Raw genomic sequence first — 17,617 nt, 5'->3', positions numbered from 1 at the left:
CATATGGCACTCGCGGACATTTTCTCGCGCACCCGTCGCACCCTGGACGGTCCCGACGAAGAAACAGAGAATGTTTCTCCGGTAACCGGCGAAATCGGCAGCAACGAGGCGACCCGCAAGAAGCAGCGGTTGTTGCTCGCGGGCGTTGCCGGCGCGGGGCTGGTGCTCTCGTCCTTCTGGATCTTTGGGGGCAACGATAAGGACGCGGCTGAAGAGGACGACGGCGAAAAGGTCGAGGTGTCGACCAAGGATCTCGTGAACCGCAACCTCTCCCAACAGGAGTGGATGGGGATGTCCGAGAACCAGTTCCAGTCGATGGAAAACCAGCTGAAGTCGGTGAATGCGCAGCAGAACCGCGTCGACGCACTGGCAGCCCAGGTCGAAGCGCTGAAAGGGCAGAACCAGGCCCTTCAGGCTGATGGCCAGCGGGTCTTCTCCGCCTACCAGGCCGAGAACGAACGGCTCAAGCGCGAGGCGGCGCAGCAGCGGGCGGCACCGCCGCCCCAGCCAGGTCCAACCGCGCTCTACGGACCCGGCGGGACCCAGGCCTATCGGCGGCCCGATGGCACGCCGGGGGCAACCGGGCCCGCCGGCGCGCCGATGGGCGGCGCGGAGGTCAAGATGGTGAACTTCCAGACCACCGAGACCGGCAATGCCTCGCGCGTCGCCAAGGGCAACACGGTCTATACCGACAGCGTCAATTACCTGCCGCCCAACAGCTTCGCATCCGCCAAGGTGATCGTCGGCGTCGATGCCAGTGCCGGCGTCAACAGCCAGTCCGACCCGCTTCCGGTCGTGCTGCGCGTGACGGGCCCTGCACGCAGCGTCTTCCAGAACGGGCGCCTGCTCACCACGAAGATCGAGGGCTGCCTCATCAACGGGGCGGCGCGCGGCGACCTTTCGGCTGAGAAGGTCTACGTCAAATTGCAGAAGATGACCTGTCCGCAGCCCGGCGGCCGCTATGCGGTCTCGGAGGTCAAGGGCTTCATCGCCTTCGGCGGCAAGACCGGGGTGCGCGGCCGGGTGGTCTCGCGCGAAGGCGGGCTGGTGACGCAAGCCTTCATTGCCGGCCTCTTCGGTGGCTTTGGCCGCGGTTTCTCCGCAAACGCCAATTCGGTGTTCCAGGGCACCAACATCACCACAAATGGCAAGCGCGACAAACTCTCGGCGGGCGAGATCCTGGAGGGTGGCTTCGGGGAAGGCGTCGCCCAGACCGGCGACATGGTCTCGAAATATCTGATCGAGCGCGCCGAACAGTATCAGCCGGTGATCGAGATGCCGACCGGCATCGATGTCGAAATCGTCTTCTTGGAGGGTGTCTATGTCCGTAACTGATCGCCTTCGCGCCGCTGCTGCGCGCACGCCCTGGTCCTATGGCCTCATCGCCCTGCCCGTTGTGGGACTGGGCGCTGCAGCCATCGCTGCCGCCGCCGTGCCGACCGAAGACAGCCAGGTCGCTGGCCTGCTCAAGGCCCGGCTCCCCAAGACCGAGATCAGCGCTGTCAACTGCGCCAAGGTCGCAGGGCTGTGCGAAGTGACCGCCGGCGCCAACCTCTTCTATGTCGATCGAGGCGCCCGCTATCTCGTCATCGGCCGGGTCTACGACATGGAAACGCGGCAGGACGTGACGGCCGCACGCCTCCTGGAGATGAACCCCGACATGCTGGTCGGCGGCGCGGCCAAGGCCAATGCGACGGCCGCCCTCGACGGCGAGGCGGAAGCTTCTCCCGTCGCACCGACAGCCGCCGCGCGCCGTGTCTCCGTGCCAGTGCGGCCGGCCACGCTGTCGCTCGCGGGGCTGCCCCGCGACGGAGCGATCGTCTGGGGCAACAAGGCATCGAGCCAGTCGGTCACGGTCTTTACCGATTTTCGCTGCGGCTACTGCCGCGCGCTTACCAGCGTGCTGCGCAGCATGGACGTCAAGGTCATCGAACGGCCCATTTCGGTCCTGGGCAGCCGGGATCTGGCCGACCGCGTCTATTGCGCCAAGAACCGGGAAGAGGCGCTTCACGCCGCCTATTCCGGTGCGCCGTTCGAAAGCGGCGGCAAATGCGACACGCGCGGTCTCGACGCCAACGAGCAATTTGCCCGTAGCCATGGACTGAGCGGGACCCCGGTGATCGTCCGCAGCGACGGCGCCATGCTTGAGGGCTACCGGCCCAAGGACGTGCTCGAAGCGTGGCTGAAGGGAGCCAAGTCGTGAAGGGCCGCGCCACGCACTGGCATGCTGGCCTGGCGCTCGCCGTCCTGCCACTCATGGGGGGCTGCGCATCGTTCGGCAGCAATATCGCGGGGAGTTTTTCCTGCCCTGCGCCGGACGGAATTTGCGCGCCGTCGTCATCGATCGACGACCGGGCACTGGCCCTCATCACGGCTGAAGCACCGGACGCCGTGCCGTCACGGGCGGGACCCTATCGCGATCCCGACATGGGAGCAGGAAAAGGCGCCCGGACGGCGGTGGCAAGCCCGCGGCGCTTGCCGGTGTCGATCGGAGAGGCGGGCCGCACGCGTGAGAAAGTGCTGCGGATCGTCTTTCAGCCTTATATCGACGAGCGCGGCCGGCTGCATGAGACGAGTGCCGTCCATGCCGTGGTTGCGCAGGGCGAGTGGCAGCAGCAGGCTATCGCGGACGCGTCTGGCCTGTCCTCCCGCAATGAGCGCGCCGCGGCCTATGCGGGCGAGACGCTCGCCGACGCGGTCGATCGCGCTGAGACGCAGCGCCTCTCTTCCGCCGAAGGCCTGCCTGACCCGGCGGCTGTCGCCGCCGCGCGGGCGCGCGTGACGGCGGACCCGGTTGCCAGCATCAAGAGCGATGTCGCGGCCCGGTTGACGCCAAGGCCCGATGCGCGGGCGCGGCGCAAGGTCGCGGCAACGCCCGCGCAACCCGGGAGCGCCCCGGTCTCGCCCGCCGCGCCGACTGCCCCTTCCTCAGCAGCGGCTGCACCGCCGGCGCGTGCGGTCCCGTCCGCTCCGCCGGCTGCGGCAGTCCCTGGCGCTCCCGCCAAGACGGCCGCTGGCGCGGAAGCGGCGGCGCGGGTGAAAGCCGATAGCCGGTACCAGGCGGTGGCGTCGCAGGCACAGGATGGTGCGCGGGGAGCAGCCACGGGCGCGCAGGCGCCCGATCTGCGGCCGGTGCTCAAGCCCACGGTGAATTCGGCCTCATTTCCCGGCGCCGTCGCGGAGGAGAACTGACATGGCGAAAGGCGGCTTTTTCGACAGCATGCTTTCGGGGCTCTTTGGCGATGCCGCGCGTCCTGATGATGACCGGCCCGCGCTTGGCGTTCCCATGCTGGCGCATTGGCTGCCCTATCGCAGCTACGATCCCAAGACGGGGATCTTCTACAACAGCGCCTCGCGCGGATTCGTGATCGAGGCCGCCCCGATGGTGGGCGCGGACGAGCGCACCGCGGAGATCATCACGCAGTTCCTGTCGGAAGGCATTCCCGCGCCGGGCTGCATCCAGTTTCATCAGTGGATGAGCCCGCGTGTGGGTGAGGCGCTGAGCAAATGGTATCTGCCGCGCTATGCCGCACGCGGCGTCTACGAACGGATGGCCAAGCACCGGGTCGATTTCCTGAGCGACGGCGTATGGCAGTCGCTCTCGAAGGACGCGCCCTTTTGCCTGCGCCATCACCGCGTGGCGATCTCCTATTCGACGCCCGAGAGCTCGTCGGTGTCCGATGACGACATCGTCTCGGTCATGGAGGGCCTCGTCTCCGCGCTGGCTTCGGTGGGGGTCACGACCCGGCGCATGGATCCGGTCGCGCTGATCGCCTGGATCGACGACATCACCTCACCGACCACGGCTGCCGGCGAGGACGTCGTCAGCTACAATCCCTTCGATCCCATCGCCGACCAGGCCATTCGCCGCGACATCGAGCTCCGGGTCGAACCCGACCGGATGCTACTGCGCACCGAGCGGTTCCGGCCGACCGGCAAGGTCCACGAAGGCGCCCCGGAGATCGGCGAAATCTATCCCGATGTCTTCGACGTGCGCTCCTTCTCGGTGCGCAACCTGCCCAGTCGCTGGGCGCCCTGGGACATGGCGAAGCTGGTGGGCGACATGTTCACCGACAAGCTGCGCATGCCATGCCCGGTCGCGACGAACCTGTGCGTTGAATATCCGGACACCCAAGCCTCGTCGAACAAGGCGAGCTTCAAGTTCATGCGGACGACGAGTCTCGCCGATTCCAAGTCCGCGCGTTTCCTGCCGCAGCTGCGCGACCAGAGCCAGGAGTGGCGCTTCGTCAACGACGAGATCCGGCAGGGCCGCAAGCTCGTGCGGGTGTTCTTTTCGGTCACTTCCTTCTCGCCCAAGGGACGCGGCGACGCCAACGAACGCGTGCTCAAATCCGTCTACCGCGCGGCGGGCTGGGACCTGCTCGACGACCGCTACCTGCAGGTGATGGGCCTGCTCTGCGCCATGCCCATGACGATGGCCAACGGCCTGTCGCGCGATCTCGAGCGGATGAAGCGCATGCGCACGCTGCTCACGACCACCGCCGCCAATCTCGCGCCGCTCCAGGGCGAATATCTGGGCGGCCATGTGCCGCATCTCCTGATGGTGGGACGGCGCGGCCAGCCCTTCTTCTGGTCACCCTTCGAAAACGCGGCGGGCAACCACAATGTCGCGGTCTTCGGCAAATCGGGATCGGGCAAGTCGGTGGCCCTGCAAGAGCTGTGCGCCTCGCTGTGCGGCGCTGGCGCAAAGGTGGTCGTGATCGACGATGGCCGATCGTTCGAGCATTCGGCCAAATTGCAGGGCGGCGCCTTCGTGGAATTCACCATGAGCTCGGGCTTCTGCCTCAATCCCTTCTCGATGATCGACGAGGCCCAGGCGGCGGAAGATGAGGACTATCTGCTCGACTGCATGGCGATGCTCAAGGCCATCGTGAACCAGATGTCGCGCCACATCGACCGTCTCAACGACACCGAGCGCGGCCTCATCGATGGCGCGGTCAACACGGTGTGGGAGGCGCACGGCCGAAGAGGATCGATCGACCTTGTGATCGAGGCGCTCAATGCAACCGGCAACGCGCTCGCGCACGACCTCGGTATTGCGATGCGCCCCTTCTCGGCGGCGGGCACCTACGGCCGGTTCTTCCAGGGGGAGGTCAGCTTCGAACTGAAGGCGCAGCTCACCGTCTTCGAGCTCTCGGATCTATCGGCGCGCGAAGAACTGCGCAGCGTGGTCCTCACCGCCATCATGTTCATGTCGCAGCAGGTGATGCGCAAGGTCGATCGCGCAATCCCCAAGGCCTTGCTGCTGGATGAAGCCTGGCAGCTGCTGCGCGGCGGGGCCATGGCCGACTTCATCGAGACCTATGCGCGCACCTGCCGCAAATATGGCGCTTCGCTCGTCACCGCCACGCAGTCGCTGAACGACTATTACAAGTCGGCGGGGTCGATCGCGGCGCTGGAGAACAGCGACTGGTTCGTCATCCTGCAGCAGAAGCCGGAAACGATAGCCGATTTCAAGAAGCATGATCGCTTCGAGATGGACGATTATACCGATGCGCTGCTGCGCTCCTTGAAGCGTAACGGCTTCGAATATTCGGACATCATGATCAAGGGACCCGAGACGCTGGCGGTGGGTCGCCTGGTCCTGGATCCCTATTCGGCCACATTGTTTTCCTCGAGCCCGCAGACCTTCGCCCGCATCGAGGCGCTGATCGGCGAGGGTCTCAGCATGGACGAAGCGATCGAGCGCATCGCCTTTCCCGACAATCCCGAGAAGTGGGCGGCGAACGCGGAGAGTGATCCCGACGTCGCAATCGCCGCGGAGTAGGCCCGGTGGCAACGATCCCGCGAGAAGAGACCCTTAAGCCCAGCCCATCGGCCCCGGCTAGCCCGCGCATCCGGCTCGACCTGCGCACCATCCTCTATTGGTATCTCCACCTTTTCGGTTTCGCCCTGTCGTCGCTGCTGATCAGCTGGGGACTGTTCTTCCTCTTCTTCCTCGCGATTGGCGGCTTCTCGGTCGACGGCATGATGCACCAGCTGGCCAATATGGCGAGCCGCTACGTCGCCGCGGACCCAGCGCGCATCGCATCCTTCAAGCAGGTGCTGGCCGGCGCGCAGCTTCTCCTGGCCGGCGCGATCATCGTGCTGCGCCGACATCTCATCATTCCGCGTCATGTGTCTGAAGGGAACCGTTCCCATGGCTGAGCAGGCTGAACTCGATCTTCCTCCCGTCCCCGCGCCGTCGGGCAAAGCCACGCGCTCGCGCCGCGCGGCCCTTTTCGCAGGATTGACCCGCTGGCAGATGCTGGGTGGGCTCCTGCTGCTCGCGTCCCTCGTCTGGGCGATGTGGGTGACCCGGCAGGTGAGTGCCAGGCCCGATCATATCGTCTCGGTCAAGCTCTCCGAACTGGTCGGCGAATATGTCGAGGCGCAGCGCTACTCGGCATCGCCACCTGAGCGGGTCAAGGCCGAGATGCAGGCCTTCATGGCATCGCTCGACAAGGAGCTTGCGCGTCGCAGCGCCCATGGCGACGTCATCCTCGTCGGCGAGGCCGTGCTCAGCAAGAATGTCGATGACATCACGGAAACAGTGAAGAAGGCAGTCTATGCCTCGGGCGTGCCGATACCCAAGCGAATAACGGCCGAGGAGCTGCAGCGCCTGCAGCAAATGAGCCTGCAGGCGTCGCCCGAGATGCCCGTGCCGCAGGATCCGCGGACGACCGCGCCGGCGAGCGCCGCACAAGCCACTGCCCAACCGGTTCCCTCCGTTCTTCCCCCGCCCGTTGGTGCCCAGGGAGCCACCGTCTCGAGCTTTGGAGCGCCCGATGTCGGCCCTGCTCAGTGACAAGGGCGAAACCCCGATGGTGCCGGCGCGCGCCGCGCCGGCCTGGCGACCGCGCAAGCATCTCTGGACGGCGCTGGGGCTCCTGTCGGTCGGCACCGTGGTTCTGGGCGCGATCGCGGATTGGCGCGATCGTCATGCCTTCCTCATCAACACGAGCGAGTCCCTGCCCAACTGGGCGTTCCTCATCGATCGGGGCCGACTGCCGGCCCGCGGTGACTATGTTTTCTTCGACCCGCCCGCGACCCCTCTCGTCCATCGCCATTTCGGAGCGCGGCCCGCTATGTTCGGCAAGCTGGTTTATGGTCTCCCCGGCGATGTCGTTTCCCATAGCGGCAACGACGTCCTGATCGGCGGGCGCCTGGTGGCGCGCATGAAGCGAGCCTCGCGCCTGGGCGAGCTGTTGACGCCCGGCGCGACCGGGCCGGTCCCGGCGGGCTGCTATTTTGTCGGGACGCCGCACAAGGACGGGTTCGACAGCCGCTATGCCGACATCGGATTCGTCTGCGTGCGCCAGATTATCGGGACCGGGGAGCCGCTCCTATGAGGCGCACCATCCTGCTGGCGGCGACGACCGCATGCCTGGGCGGCACGACCCTGCTTCTTGTCGGCTCCGCCAGCGAGGCGCGCGACTATGGAACGGCAGGGCAGGCCTTTCCAATCATCGAGCCTGATCTGCTCGCGACGATCGAGGCGCGGCTGCGCCGTGCCGAAGCGAGCGGCGAACTGGCGCGAACCAACGCGCTTTTCGCCAAGCGGGTCGAGGCTAAGGTGCGGCGGCCAGATCCCGTCGCCGGTATCTCGCCGGCCCAGGAGACGCGCAGCTGGGATTTCGATCCCTCGGTTCGCATCGACCATGATGTCCGCGACCAGAAGGGGAATATGATCGCAAGGGCGGGTCAGAAGGTGAACCCGCTCGATTTCGTCGGCATTCATCAGGATCTTGTCTTCGTCGATGGGGACAATGCCGAGCAGTTGGCCTGGGCCTGCGGCAAATATAGCGACGTGAAGGCGAAGATCATCTTCGTGAAGGGATCGCCGATCGAGGCGATGTCGCAGCGCAAGCGGCGCTTCTATTTCGACCAGGAGGGCAAGCTCACCGGCCGCTTCGGCATCGAGCACACGCCCGCCGTCGTCAGCCAGGCGGGCCGCGTGATGCGGGTCACCGAACATGCGCTCAAGGGGAGGGCGGGCTGATGCCCTTGTGGCTCGACCTCCTGCGCACGCCGATGGCCGCGCCCGAGACAAGCGACCTGCGCCGCATGCGCCGAACCTGGCAGGCGTTGTGCATCCTTCTCGCGCTCGTGGTCGGTGGGTTCGGCCCGCTGCGCCAATGGGTCGGCCGCCCGGCCGTGGCGGCGGTGGCCCTCGCGCTGCTCGTCGGCACGGCGCTCTACACAGCGCTGTATCTGGCTCGCAAGCAGCGCGCTGACACGGCCTATCTCGATCAATTGGGAGAGCGAGAATGACGCGCGGTCTTCGATCCCTGCTCGGCGCTGTGTCGCTTTCCCTGACGCTGATGCTTTTTGCGGCGCCAGCGCAAGCGGCCGGACCGACCTGCAACGGCAAGTTCGTCAATCCGATCACCGACGTCTGCTGGTCGTGCCTCTTTCCCCTGTCGGTGGGCGGCCTCAAGATCTGGCCGAGCGGCCGGCCCGATACCAGCAATCCCGCCTCGCCGGTCTGCGCCTGCGCGGATCCGTTGCCGCGCATTGGCATTGCCGTCGGTTTCTGGGAGCCGGCTCGCCTGGCCGATGTGACGATGAAGCCGTGGTGCTTCCCGAACCTGGGCGGTATTCGCATCGCCCCCGGGTTTGATATCGGGCAGGGCTATCTCGCCGGTCCCTCGATGGTCGGCGGGCGGTCGCAAAGCACGGCCAAGTGGCATGTGCACTGGTACGTCTATCCTCTGCTCTACTGGATGGAGATTCTGACCGACTTCGTCTGCTTCGAGCAGGCGAGCTTCGACATCGCCTATATGACCGAGATCGATCCGCTCTGGCAGGACGATGCTCTCACCACGCTGATTAACCCCGAAGCGATCATCTTCGCCAATCCGATCGCTCAGGCCGCCTGCGCGGGTGACTGCATTGCCGGGACGGTCAACCTACCGCTCGATCCGCTCTTCTGGTGCGCGGGTTGCCAGGGTTCGATGTACCCGCTCAACGGCAATGTCCCGGCCTCGATCGGCCATGTCCAGTCGTCGCGGCTGGCGGTCTCCCGCTTCGCCTACAAGATGCACCGCGAGGCGCTGGCCTGGGGGACGATGGGCTCGAAGGGCCTCTGCAAGAAGTACCTCATGCCGATCATGCGCAAGCAGCAATATCGCTTCCAGATGGTCAATCCGATCCCGACCGTAAGCGGGCGGTTCGCCTGCTCCGCAATCGGGGCTTCCACGATGCCGCCCGATGCGGGTCGCGCCTATCCCGCCGGCGGCGAGGACATGGGCTACCTCGTCTGGCGCAAGCGCAACTGTTGTGTCCTGTAGGGAGGGGTCGATGCGTTTCGCTGCCTGGGGCGTTACTGCCCTGCTTGCTACCGCCGGTGTTTCGGCGCTGCTCGCCCAGACCGTGGACGGTCTCGACGTGCAGGCCATCAAGAAGCGCTCGGTCGACCTCGCCGCGGATGCCGAAGCCTTCGTGAACCACGTCAAGGATCGTGGCGACCAGTTCCGCGAGGAAGCCGTCGCGGTGCGTGAAGCCGGCACTGAAAATATGCGGCAGGTCGCGGCCAAGGATCTGCCCAAGGGGCCGGATGGCGCGATCGATTTCGATGAGATCGTGCAAGGCGCCGCGGGCAATGCCAGCGTCAAGAGTGGCGAGGCGCCGCAATTCATCGTCTTTGCCAGTCTCTCAATGCCGCCGCAGTCGCTGAAGCCGCTTATCCGCGATACGGCGCGCGCTGGCGGCGTCGTGGTGTTCCGCGGCTTTCCGAATAACAGCATGAAGGAGTTTTCGGCTCGGCTCGGGCAGATCGTCGAGCGCCAGGACGAATTCGCCAATGTCGGCGTGGATCCGCGACTGTTCCGAGCCTTCGATGTGCAGGCGGTCCCGACCTATGTTGCCGTGTCGTCCGATTTCGACCTGTGCGCCGGCTTTTCCTGTCAGACCAAGGTGCCGCCCTATGACCGCATGACGGGCAATGTCACGGTGGAGTATGCGCTCAGCAGCTTTGCCGACGGTAATGGTCCCGGCGCCCGCGTTGCCGCCGTTGGCCTCTCGAATATGCGGGCGCAGCGCTGATGCGCCTCGCGATCGCAATCAGTCTGGCGGTCCTGGCCGGGGCCAGCTTCCCCGCGCAGGCGCAGACCACGCTGGAGGAAGCGCGCGAGCAGGGAAAGGCCATGGGAACCGCGGCCAAGGCCAATCCGGTCCTGGTGCCCAGCGACAACGCGCAGGCCGAAGCCGTGCCGGGCTTCTCGGGAACGACCCTCCCGCAGGGCAGCTATTTCGATGACCCGGACAAGCTGATCAACGATGCCCAGGCGCTCAAGTCGAGTAGCGAGCAGTACCAGATCACGACCGACAGCGGCCATGTGCGCCCGACCTTCAGCAATGCTGAGATTCTTTCGACGACCAATCGCGCGACCACCATTGAGGAAGATCCCTCCACCTATCTGGCGGGAGAGGCTTATGGCGGGACGAGCGGAAGCTGCACCGCGCTTCCGCCTGGATCGGGCACGAGCGGCTATTATGAAGCGAGTTGCAACGCGGGCGCCAAGGTAACGACCAACGCCCGCAATTGCACCGTCAATCTGGATGTGCGTACCGATAAGCGGACGATCTACACCTATTACACCGGCCGTTTAAGTTTCCTGCCGAGCGATGGCGGCCCCTATCCGGCCCGTGCCGCGTTCGACGATGAAATCGCCTCGGGAGTCTGCTGGGAAAGCCGACCCATCGACTATTGCGACAATATGGCGGCCTACGGCTACACGGCTGCCGACACCTGCAAGAGCCTGGGCCACACGGCCGTCGAAGTGAAGTGCAGCGCTGAAGCGCAAGGGATTACGGAGGGCGCCTATCACCCCGGCACGGTGATTTCCACCGGCAACTACTGGCTGACCAGGCAGGAGGAACCGGCGGTTCCCGTCATCACCCGCAACGAGGGTCTCTGCGCGGCCTATGCCGGCGACAGCAACTGCGCGCTGGAATCGGAGATCTGCACGGCAAGCGATCCGGTTACCCGGATAGTCGATGGTGTACCTGTCACGCAGCCGTGCTGGGCGTGGCAGCGCAGCTACCAGTGCCACACCATTTCGTCGGCCAACGACTGCTCGGAACTCGAAGCCAATGGCAGTTGCACCTATCAGCGCACCGAATGCCTGGACGAGGATCCTGACGGCGGCCCCTGCAAGGTCCAGGAGAAGATCTATCGCTGCCCGACGCCGTCGGGCACCTCGGCCGACGCCCCACAATATATCTGCGGCGACGACGTCTATTGCATCAACGGCGACTGCGAGCCGATCGAACGGCAGGCCTCGACCGAATTCAAGGATGCGCTGGTGGCGCTGCACTCGATCGACCAGGCCGGCAAGGAGTTCGACGAGACCAATTATCGGGTGTTTTCCGGCACACGCGAGACCTGCCACAAACCGGTATTTGGCCTCATCAACTGCTGTGCCGGCAAGGTTTCGGGATTGGTGCCGGTAGCGGCGGGCGCCGCCGCACTGGCCGGCGGGCCGGCTGCGATCGCGGCCTTCGCCACGCCGTTCCTCGTGTTGTTCGCCTGTTCTCAGGACGAGATGAGGCTCGATATCAAGGACCGGATGGGCTTTTGCCACAATCTGGGCACCTACTGCTCATCGAGTTTCCTGGGCATCTGCAAGACCAAGCGCACGGCCTATTGCTGCTTTGAGAGCAAGCTGTCGCGAATCCTCCAGGAGCAGGGCCGGGTGCAGTTGGGAAAGCCCTGGGGGGCGCCCAAGAAGGAGCAGTGCCAGGGTTTCACGATCGAGGAGTTCGCCTCGCTCGACCTCTCGGTGATGGATTTCACCGAAATCTATTCGGACTTCCTGGATGCAGCAAAGCTTCCCGACGAAGTCCAGACGATGACGGACATTCAGTCGAAGATACAGGATTACTATGATCTCCACGGCAAATGACCCGGGGCTACCCCGGGATGCCGGGGACGAAAGCGCGATGACGGTTCTCGAGCTGTCGATCTTCGTCTGCGCCTTCCGCGCCCGCACTCCCATACGAGCAAGCGAGATTTTCGCGGTCATGCATGGCTGGTTCGGCGACATGCCCGCCGATCAGGTCGCGCTGCTGGTCCCCGGCATGGTGAGCCGTGGCTGGCTGACGCCGGTCGGCGAGGCCGTGAAGGCGAGCGAGCAGGGCCGCCGCGCTGCGCGGCCGCTCGTGGAGGGAATTATCCGGATGCTCGATCAGGGCACCCGCCTCATCGACGTGGCGCTGATGATGTCGGTGCTGCGCCTTACCAGGGGAGAATTGGACAATGGCCCTGCCGATAATTGATCCCGTCATCTTCGCCTTGGTGCTGACGCTGACGGGCCCAGGCGCACAGCCGCCGCCCGAGCCTGCGCCGGCGAGAAGTTCGCCGTGCCGCGCAGCGAAGGACGCCGACTTGTCCGATTGCTGCGTCCCCCCCCGGGCGCTCGACCCGTCCGCCGTCCCCCCTTCCGTGCCTCACTTTGCCGCTGCGCCACAGCCGCAGGAAAGGATCCCGAGCCATGTCGAAGTTCACTAGGATTTGCGCAGTGGTTCTGGCGCTGATGCCCATGGCTGTTGACGCGCAGGAGGCAGGGGCAGGCCGCGACACGATCGACGGGCAATCGCCCGACGACTTCTATTGTGGCGAGCGCCGCCTGGGGCAATGGTTCTATTGCTCGAAACCCAAACCGCGCGAGACCCGCCCGGCGTCGCCGCAGGCGCCCGAGCCCTCGGCTGCCGAACGCATGGCCGCGATTGCGAAGGAACTTGATGAGCTCAAGGCCCGCGCGATCCTTGACCCCTCCGAAGAGAATGTCATCGCCTATGTGCGCTTCCAGCGCGAGCAGCTCGACCGGGCCTCGACTTTCGCCGATACGTGGCAGCGCGCTCTCTGGCAGCATCCCGACATCGACTACACGCTGCAGCGTCCGGTTTCGACGGTCGGCAAACGGGCCTGGCTCGACAATCGCAAGGCGGATCGGGATGCTGTCCTGACGAGCCTCAGCCAGCGCTACGGGCTTTTCTATTTCTATGCGCAAAGCTGCGGCGCCTGCGAACTCTTCGCGCCGATCCTGCGCTCGGTCGCCGACAGCCATCGGATGGCGGTTATGGCGGTCTCGATGGACGGCGGTCCGAACAAGGAATTTCCCAACTATGTCGTCGACACGGGCCAGCGTGCCCGCATGGGACTGACCGGCAACGAAACGCCGGCGCTGGTCCTGTTCGACACCCAGACGAAGCGGACGATCCCGGTCGGGTACGGCATCCTCAGCGCCGATGAGATCATGGACCGGATCTTCATGCTCACCAACACCAAGGTGGGGAGTGACTACTGATGGCACGCAAGAGTTCCGGACGGGCACGGGCGGCGATCCGGCGCCTCTGTCACGGCGCCGCCATATTGGCGGCATCGCATTTCGCGCTGGTGGGCGTTGCCCATGCCGATGTCGCGGGCCAGATGAACAGCTTCTTCAACGACGCGGGCGGTGCGGCCAATGTGACGGGCCCCAGCGCCTTCCAGGGCCAGTCGGCCGGCTACTATTCGATGGGCAATGTCTGGACGCGCTTCCCGCAAAAGTCGGTGTCGCCGTTCAACCTGCAGTTGCCCAGCGCCAGGGCGGGCTGCGGCGGCATCGACCTCTTTTCGGGGTCCTTCTCCTTCATCAACGCCTCCGAGATCGTGGCGATGCTCAAGGCCACCGCCAACAACGCGCTCGGCTTTGCCTTCAAGCTCGCGATCGATTCCGTCTCTCCTGAAATCGGCAAGGTGATGGACGAGTTCAGCCAGAAGGCGCAGCTCCTCAACCAGATGAACATCTCGAGCTGCGAGACCGCCCAGGCGCTGGTTGGCGGCATCTGGCCGCAGATGGACACCACCCGCTCGACCATCTGCGAAGCCATCGGCAACAGCCAGGGCATATTCTCGGACTGGGCCGCCTCACGGCAGGGCTGCAACAATGGCAACCAGCGCGATAACACGATCGCCGGAAACAGCGATGCGTCGATGAAGGACCAACTTGTCGGCGAGCCGCATAACTATACCTGGGAGGCCTTGAAGAAGGCAGGGAAGTTTGGAGCATTCGACCAGAGCTTCTCCGAATTCATCATGACCCTGGTGGGCACGGTAATCACGAAGCCGTCGGACGATCCGAGTGTCGGCGGCAAGGTCGTGATGATCGGCCCGGCCGAAGACGCCGTGGTAACCGCGCTCCTGGATGGTACGGCCGATGCGCCGCCGGTGAAGCTCCTCAAATGCAATGACGAGAACTGCTACGAGGTCGGCGAGCAGACGCTGTCGGTGCCAGCATCGTCCGCGTTGCGCCCCCGGATCGAAGCGCTGATCCAGTCGATGAACGACAAGATCCGCAGCGACACGCCTCTCGATGCCGCGGAAAAGCAGCTTCTGAACATCGCGACGGTGCCGATCTTCAAGATCCTGAGCGTCCAGGCTTATGCGCATTACTCGCTGTCGCCCGGCGAGATCCAGGCAATGTCGGAGATCGTCGCGGTCGACCTGCTCACCGCTATGCTCGACAATATGATGGACCGGGTCGAGCAAAGCCAAGTCCACTACCAGACCTTCGACCAGGCTACCGCGGCCCAGTGGAAGGCGCAGATCGCCGCGGCTCGGGCCAAATACGCGCAGCGCGACGTCAAGCTCAACAACAAGCTGCAGGTCACGATGCAGCTCATCAACCGCAGCATGATGCTCGAGTCCACCCTGCAGAATTCGATGACGCCGGGCATGGCTTCGGCGCTGAACTTCTCGCGCGGGCTGAGCTCGCAGGGGCTGAACTGAAGCCGGGGAACAGGCGATGCTAGAGGTCTTCACGGTCGGTGGCGGCGAATATCTGGTCAACACCTTCAATGCTGTAGCGGCCTGGTCGGGGGGCGGGGGCTATCGCGCTCTGCTCCGGGTCGTGATGGTCATGGGCCTCATCTATTCGCTTCTCGTTGTGGCCTTCACACTCAACTACAAAGCGTGGATGAACTGGTTTCTCCAGGCCACGGCGATCTATCTGTGCCTCATGGTGCCGACCGTCGACATCAAGGTAACAGACCGGGTAAATCCGTCGCTCGCGCCGGCGACGATCGACAACGTGCCGTTGGGGCTGGGCGTGCTGGCGAGCTTCACCACGCAGATCGGCGACTGGATGACCCGCACCGCCGAGACCGTGTTCGTGATGCCCGGCGAGCTCAATTACACGACCAATGGCATGGTTTATGGCGCGAGGCTGTTCGATGCGACGCGCAACTTCGTGATCCGCGACGCCGAGTTTGCGACCAATCTCGAGAAGCATTTCAAGAATTGTGTGTTCGGCGACGTCATGCTCAACCAGAAATCGCTGACCGAGCTGTCGAAGGCGCAGGACCTTTGGGCCGCGATTGGCCCGGGCTCGGAAGCACGCTCCCAGGAATGGCTCGAAAAGGACGGCAGCGGCGCGGTCACGAGCTATATCGTGACGTGCCGCCAGGCCTATGACGGTCTTTCGGGTCAGTGGGCCAACATGATCGAGGCCAATACCCCGATCTGGGCGAAAGAGGTCTACCCCAAGCTCAGCAACGCGCTTGCCGCCGACAAGCTGAAGCATGATGTTCCTATTGTGAACCAGGCTTTCACGGGGTCGGGAAGCAGCTACGCCGACTATATGCGGCAGAACACTGCGATCAACGCATTCATGCAGGCGCGCAACTCCATGGCGGGTGGCACGGGGGCGGCGGCGATCGACACGTTCGCGCAGACCCGTGCCGACGTACAGGCCCGCAACACCTACAATTCGATTGCGCAACAGGCGATGGCCTGGGTGCCGATCCTCAACATCGTTCTGACAGTCGTGTTCTTTGCGATGTTCCCGGTCATCTTCCCGCTCTTCCTAATGCCGCAAACCGGGCTGAGCGCGCTCAAGGGCTACGCTGTCGGCTTCTTCTACCTGGCTGCCTGGGGCCCGCTTTACGTTATCCTGCATATGATATGCATGACGCGCGCCGAGACCGCGGCGACCGGCATCGCATCGGGCGGCGTTACGCTCGGCACTTTCGCAGGCATCGGCGCCGTGAACGGTGAGACTGCGACGATCGCAGGGTTCATGCTGATGTCGGTCCCGTTCCTCGCGGCCGGACTGGCGCGCGGCGCGATGTCTATCGCCGGCCAGTCCATGTCCATGCTCGCGCCCGCACAGAACGCCGCCGAAGCCGCTGCCCTCGAACAGACGACCGGCAACTATTCCTATGGGAATGTCAGCTGGGCGAACTCGACCTCCAACATGCAGCAGAGCGACCAGTGGACCAAGGCGCCGAGCTATATGGGCGGCGCGCCGATGACGAGTTGGCGCCAGGACAATGGCGCGCTGATCAATGGCTTTGGCAACGGGCAAGAGGTCTTCGATACGGGCGGCGCTATTTCACGCCTGGCATTCACGCCGACAATGTCGTCGGGCGCCGTCGCCGAATGGCGCGAAATGGCGAACGAGGCGCACCGTCAGTCGCAGGCTTATGAAAACGCCGCAAACGACATTCTGACTTCGACCCATACCAATCGCAGCGCATTCGGAACCTCGACCGAGCGGTCGTCTGGGTGGGACTCGAGCAGCGGCCGCCAGGCCAACACTTCGATCGAACAGTTCGACCGTAGAACGGGAAGCAGTTCTCAGGGGCTGGAAGATCGATCCTCGACGAGCCAGTCCGAACGGGTTTCGGATAGTCATGATCGAAGTGCAGTTACTGCAGACGTCGTAACCGGCAGACTCTCGGCAGGACTGGGAGGACCGCAAGCAGGAGGTTCGGGCACGAAGGGCGGCAACGGTGGCAGGTTTGGACGCCTCCCAGGAATCTCGGGAGACGTATCTAAGTCTGGAACGCAGCAAGAGCAGCTGCAAAGAAGCACCGGGCAGACCAATTCCACCGATAGCTCCAACACCGCTTCCAGCGGGGTACGCGACGAGCATTCGAACGGTACCGGCGCGAGCTCCTCGGACGGTACCTACAGCCGGAGTGGCGTGTTCAGTCGCGCCTCGCAGACTTCGTCGGCTTCGGTAAGCACTGAAGACGCCCTCTCCCGCGCGCGCTCATATCAGGAATCCGCGCGCAAGCTGGAGGAATTGTCCCAGCAGCTGTCTCGCGACGCCAGTTGGGCCGAGAGTCATGGCATGCAGCTCAGCACGAACCTCAGCCAGGACCTCGCAAACTGGTACCGTGCGCAGCAGGCGGCAAATCCTGGTCTGGGTGCTCCCGAAATTTGGGCGACGGACCTTTCCGAGCATCAGCGCAGTGTCCGGGATGAGATGGTGCAGCGGTGGATGTCGGAGAAGCGTGAAGCGATCTACGAGGAAATCCGTGGAAGCCTGAACGAGCCTGATCTCGTTGATGTGCACCGCACCGGCGTGTCCTCCGCGGCCGATGTCAGGGCCACCTATCATCCGCATGGTTCTGGCGGCATTCCGGCCGGGCCTAGTGCAGGCGATCCCGGAGTAGCAGCAGCTGTGATTTCGTCAGGCAAAGCTGCGCTAGACGGGGATCGAGCAGCCGCACAAGCGGGGAGAGCTTCCAATATGCAGGGCGCCTCCCGCATTCAGTCGGAGGTGAATGAGGGCCACGATAAAGGTTTCTTCCTGGATCCCGAGCTTCGGAAATGAGCGATGAA

The 17,617-nt window shown here is 64.5% G+C and carries 16 protein-coding genes; all 16 read left to right on the top strand.

Annotated elements, in window-relative coordinates:
• The first annotated feature begins 3 nt into the window (after positions 1-3).
• The 16 genes from ACFFF7_RS09110 to ACFFF7_RS09035 all read left to right on the top strand — a co-directional run bounded on the left by ACFFF7_RS09110 (position 4) and on the right by ACFFF7_RS09035 (position 17,609).
• Positions 4-1,335 (top strand): TraB/VirB10 family protein, encoded by a 1,332-nt coding sequence (locus tag ACFFF7_RS09110; protein WP_379481059.1) that lies wholly within the window; start codon positions 4-6, stop codon positions 1,333-1,335.
• Positions 1,322-2,203 carry a DsbC family protein gene (locus tag ACFFF7_RS09105; protein WP_379481058.1) on the top strand — a complete coding sequence of 294 codons (882 nt, stop codon included), beginning with the start codon at positions 1,322-1,324 and terminating at the stop codon, positions 2,201-2,203. Before ACFFF7_RS09110 ends, ACFFF7_RS09105 begins: the two co-directional genes overlap by 14 nt.
• Positions 2,200-3,192, top strand: a complete 993-nt coding sequence (locus ACFFF7_RS09100) for a TraV family lipoprotein (RefSeq protein WP_379481057.1) — start codon at positions 2,200-2,202, stop codon at positions 3,190-3,192. Before ACFFF7_RS09105 ends, ACFFF7_RS09100 begins: the two co-directional genes overlap by 4 nt.
• Before the next feature lies 1 nt (position 3,193).
• A complete protein-coding gene (gene traC, locus ACFFF7_RS09095) occupies positions 3,194-5,788 on the top strand; it encodes a type IV secretion system protein TraC (RefSeq protein ID WP_379481056.1) in 2,595 nt (864 codons plus the stop codon).
• A gap of 5 nt (positions 5,789-5,793) precedes the next feature.
• Positions 5,794-6,168: a hypothetical protein gene (locus ACFFF7_RS09090; RefSeq protein ID WP_008829963.1), complete on the top strand. Its 375-nt coding sequence runs from the start codon at positions 5,794-5,796 to the stop codon at positions 6,166-6,168.
• Positions 6,161-6,808, top strand: a complete 648-nt coding sequence (locus ACFFF7_RS09085) for a TrbI F-type domain-containing protein (RefSeq protein WP_379481055.1) — start codon at positions 6,161-6,163, stop codon at positions 6,806-6,808. Before ACFFF7_RS09090 ends, ACFFF7_RS09085 begins: the two co-directional genes overlap by 8 nt.
• A complete protein-coding gene (locus tag ACFFF7_RS09080) occupies positions 6,789-7,352 on the top strand; it encodes a S26 family signal peptidase (RefSeq protein ID WP_379481054.1) in 564 nt (187 codons plus the stop codon). Before ACFFF7_RS09085 ends, ACFFF7_RS09080 begins: the two co-directional genes overlap by 20 nt.
• On the top strand, positions 7,349-8,002 hold the full coding sequence (gene traW / locus ACFFF7_RS09075) for a type-F conjugative transfer system protein TraW (RefSeq protein ID WP_379481053.1): 654 nt from the start codon (positions 7,349-7,351) through the stop codon (positions 8,000-8,002). Before ACFFF7_RS09080 ends, traW begins: the two co-directional genes overlap by 4 nt.
• Positions 8,002-8,274, top strand: a complete 273-nt coding sequence (locus ACFFF7_RS09070) for a hypothetical protein (protein ID WP_008829959.1) — start codon at positions 8,002-8,004, stop codon at positions 8,272-8,274. Before traW ends, ACFFF7_RS09070 begins: the two co-directional genes overlap by 1 nt.
• Positions 8,271-9,293 carry a conjugal transfer pilus assembly protein TraU gene (traU, locus tag ACFFF7_RS09065; protein WP_379481052.1) on the top strand — a complete coding sequence of 341 codons (1,023 nt, stop codon included), beginning with the start codon at positions 8,271-8,273 and terminating at the stop codon, positions 9,291-9,293. The genes ACFFF7_RS09070 and traU overlap by 4 nt, the downstream gene beginning before the upstream one ends.
• Before the next feature lie 10 nt (positions 9,294-9,303).
• Complete coding sequence (gene trbC / locus ACFFF7_RS09060; RefSeq protein WP_379481051.1) at positions 9,304-10,047, top strand: type-F conjugative transfer system pilin assembly protein TrbC; 744 nt, start codon at positions 9,304-9,306, stop codon at positions 10,045-10,047.
• Positions 10,047-11,909 carry a conjugal transfer protein TraN gene (locus ACFFF7_RS09055; RefSeq protein WP_379481050.1) on the top strand — a complete coding sequence of 621 codons (1,863 nt, stop codon included), beginning with the start codon at positions 10,047-10,049 and terminating at the stop codon, positions 11,907-11,909. Before trbC ends, ACFFF7_RS09055 begins: the two co-directional genes overlap by 1 nt.
• 37 nt (positions 11,910-11,946) lie before the next feature.
• Positions 11,947-12,282, top strand: coding sequence for a hypothetical protein (locus ACFFF7_RS09050; RefSeq protein ID WP_066701780.1), 336 nt, complete (start codon positions 11,947-11,949; stop codon positions 12,280-12,282).
• A 215-nt stretch (positions 12,283-12,497) separates the two neighbouring features.
• Positions 12,498-13,313 (top strand): conjugal transfer protein TraF, encoded by an 816-nt coding sequence (locus ACFFF7_RS09045; RefSeq protein WP_379481049.1) that lies wholly within the window; start codon positions 12,498-12,500, stop codon positions 13,311-13,313.
• A gap of 62 nt (positions 13,314-13,375) precedes the next feature.
• Entirely contained in the window at positions 13,376-14,776 is a 1,401-nt protein-coding gene (locus tag ACFFF7_RS09040; protein WP_379481157.1) for a conjugal transfer protein TraH, read from the top strand.
• Positions 14,777-14,792: 16 nt separating this feature from the next.
• Positions 14,793-17,609: a conjugal transfer protein TraG N-terminal domain-containing protein gene (locus ACFFF7_RS09035; RefSeq protein WP_379481048.1), complete on the top strand. Its 2,817-nt coding sequence runs from the start codon at positions 14,793-14,795 to the stop codon at positions 17,607-17,609.
• Positions 17,610-17,617: the final 8 nt, after the last annotated feature.

This window comes from Novosphingobium aquiterrae (assembly GCF_042434435.1).
GTDB classification, from domain to species: Bacteria; Pseudomonadota; Alphaproteobacteria; order Sphingomonadales; family Sphingomonadaceae; genus Novosphingobium; species Novosphingobium aquiterrae.
The sequence above is the reverse complement of the archived record's forward strand: the minus strand, read 5'-3'. Positions and strand labels throughout refer to the sequence as shown.

Excerpts from the sequence above, each read along its gene's own strand:
- ACFFF7_RS09050 (WP_066701780.1), top strand. The coding sequence starts at position 11,947 with ATGACGGTTCTCGAGCTGTCGATCTTCGTCTGCGCCTTCCGCGCCCGC.
- ACFFF7_RS09035 (WP_379481048.1), top strand. The coding sequence starts at position 14,793 with ATGCTAGAGGTCTTCACGGTCGGTGGCGGCGAATATCTGGTCAACACC.
- ACFFF7_RS09055 (WP_379481050.1), top strand. The coding sequence starts at position 10,047 with ATGCGCCTCGCGATCGCAATCAGTCTGGCGGTCCTGGCCGGGGCCAGC.
- traU (WP_379481052.1), top strand. The coding sequence starts at position 8,271 with ATGACGCGCGGTCTTCGATCCCTGCTCGGCGCTGTGTCGCTTTCCCTG.
- ACFFF7_RS09085 (WP_379481055.1), top strand. The coding sequence starts at position 6,161 with ATGGCTGAGCAGGCTGAACTCGATCTTCCTCCCGTCCCCGCGCCGTCG.
- trbC (WP_379481051.1), top strand. The coding sequence starts at position 9,304 with ATGCGTTTCGCTGCCTGGGGCGTTACTGCCCTGCTTGCTACCGCCGGT.
- traW (WP_379481053.1), top strand. The coding sequence starts at position 7,349 with ATGAGGCGCACCATCCTGCTGGCGGCGACGACCGCATGCCTGGGCGGC.
- ACFFF7_RS09080 (WP_379481054.1), top strand. The coding sequence starts at position 6,789 with ATGTCGGCCCTGCTCAGTGACAAGGGCGAAACCCCGATGGTGCCGGCG.
- ACFFF7_RS09110 (WP_379481059.1), top strand. The coding sequence starts at position 4 with ATGGCACTCGCGGACATTTTCTCGCGCACCCGTCGCACCCTGGACGGT.
- ACFFF7_RS09070 (WP_008829959.1), top strand. The coding sequence starts at position 8,002 with ATGCCCTTGTGGCTCGACCTCCTGCGCACGCCGATGGCCGCGCCCGAG.
- ACFFF7_RS09105 (WP_379481058.1), top strand. The coding sequence starts at position 1,322 with ATGTCCGTAACTGATCGCCTTCGCGCCGCTGCTGCGCGCACGCCCTGG.
- ACFFF7_RS09045 (WP_379481049.1), top strand. The coding sequence starts at position 12,498 with ATGTCGAAGTTCACTAGGATTTGCGCAGTGGTTCTGGCGCTGATGCCC.
- traC (WP_379481056.1), top strand. The coding sequence starts at position 3,194 with ATGGCGAAAGGCGGCTTTTTCGACAGCATGCTTTCGGGGCTCTTTGGC.